We start from the raw sequence: 1,915 nt of genomic DNA on the forward strand, positions 1-1,915 counted from the left end.
ATGCTATTGATGATCATAAAGAGCGTTCTTTCCAGCCTTTCGTGGAAGCCAACTGGGTTTATAACTCCCGCAATTACAGCGTGAAGATGGATCACATCGGCGATGAGATCATCGGCGCGCGTAACACTGGCGAGTTAAAAGCGGGGGTGGAAGGTCAGATTACTCCGCGTCTGCAACTGTGGGGCAACGTCGCCCAGCAGTTGGGCGACAACGGTTACAGTGATACCCAGGGAATGCTGGGCATGAAATATCTCTTTTAATGCCACTTTGCCACCTGTCACGTACAGGTGGCTCTCTTTTTAGATCCACGGCCTTTGTTAGGAAAAATCTACAGAAAAAGGGAATATATTTGTATTTTTCTCAACAATAGCCACATCTCTCCTGTTGTTTAATAACGCTCATGACAATTATCGCTGGTGTTCCTTAAATTAATTTTCATAAAAATCCCAAATTCCTGCGTCCGCTAAAATCCAATATGAAATTCACATAAGCCGCATTATTTTTCTGAACAAAAAAGCCACCAACCATCTATTAATGTGATTTTCATACCTTTTTTTATTTCACTTACATAAGCTTTAGGATTATTAGATGTGCTTTTTTCTAAACGACATAAAAAAACCGCATTAACTCCACGTACAAACCACTAAAACCTATCAATGCAATGAACAACTAACACTTTAATAAATTTATTGCATCTAATATTACAGATATTCTTATTTAGCAACTTGCATGGTTACGCCTTACAAGGCTTCAGGAAGAAAAACAGTGCAATAAGAAACATCTCGCCATTTAATTTTTAAGGATGAAAGTGAGTGATATGAAGTTAAGAAAACATGCTTTATCAACCCTGTCCATAGCCATTTCAACGATATTATTTACACCCATATCCCTGGCCGTAACCCCACCCACAGATGCAAATAGCGTTGTTATCATTAATAATGGCGAAGAGGTAAAAATCATTGCCTCTGAAGGTTACGATCCCGGATGGGATAATTTTACTTCTTTGACTGTAGGTAAAGACTCTAATGGCTCATTACTTATTGATAATCTTTCATTTATTACTGCCAGTGCTACCGTAGGTAATAACTCTGAAGGTACCCTCACTTTATCCAACCATACCAACTGGCAGTTTAATAGTTCTACATCCAACTTGTATTTGGGTACAAATGAAGGTTCCGGCACGGTATATGTGTTAGAAGGCAGTAAGATAAGTGGCCTGCAGGAACTAAGGATTGGTGAGTATTATGGTGATGCCAAAGGGTTGATGGTTATTGATGGGGAAAACTCATCGGTTTCCTCTAACATTGCTCTTGTTGGCGATCAGGGAATTGGCAATTTACGTATTACGAATGGCGGTACACTCACTACCTCAGCTCAGGTAGCTATTGGATATTCTTATCCAGGCAATAGTGCATCAAAAAATCGTGATAGTTATGGCGAGGTTCTGGTTGATGGTAAAAATTCAACATTGAATGCTAAATATGTTTATCTTGGTGGATTCAGTCCAGATGTTGCTTTTAATACTACCGGTATCCTTACCGTTAATAATGGTGCAACAATCAATGCCAATTCGTTTATCTGGGTTACTCTCGCACCTGGCGCCACAGGCATTTTAAATATTGGTGGTGCGCAAGGTGCGGCTGAACAGCCTGCTGGTTCGATTAATACGCCATTTATTCATTTGGGAGCCGCAGATGCTTCTTCCTCTTCGATAGTAAACTTTAATCACTCCAGTACCGATTTTCTGCTGGCCTCACCTATCCAGGGGAACGGCCAGGTTAACCAGGTAGGTTCCGGGACAACCACATTATCCGGCTCGAATATCTATACCGGTAATACTTATATTAGCAACGGAAGTCTGCGCGCAGGTAAAGAAAATACCTTCAGCCCAAAATCCGATTATATTGTCGACAGT

At 40.7% G+C, this 1,915-nt stretch carries 1 protein-coding gene and 1 pseudogene; both read left to right on the forward strand.

Annotation, left to right across the window (positions count from 1 at the left end; translation table 11 throughout):
• The coding region (locus D9597_RS23055; RefSeq protein ID WP_130224940.1) for an autotransporter outer membrane beta-barrel domain-containing protein at nucleotides 1-260 on the forward strand (260 nt) is incomplete at its 5' end.
• A gap of 557 nt (nucleotides 261-817) precedes the next feature.
• Nucleotides 818-1,915 (forward strand): annotated as a pseudogene (locus tag D9597_RS23060) (autotransporter outer membrane beta-barrel domain-containing protein); the annotation flags it as partial.

This window comes from Escherichia sp. E13S3, from assembly GCF_004212325.1.
Lineage (GTDB): Bacteria > Pseudomonadota > Gammaproteobacteria > Enterobacterales > Enterobacteriaceae > Escherichia.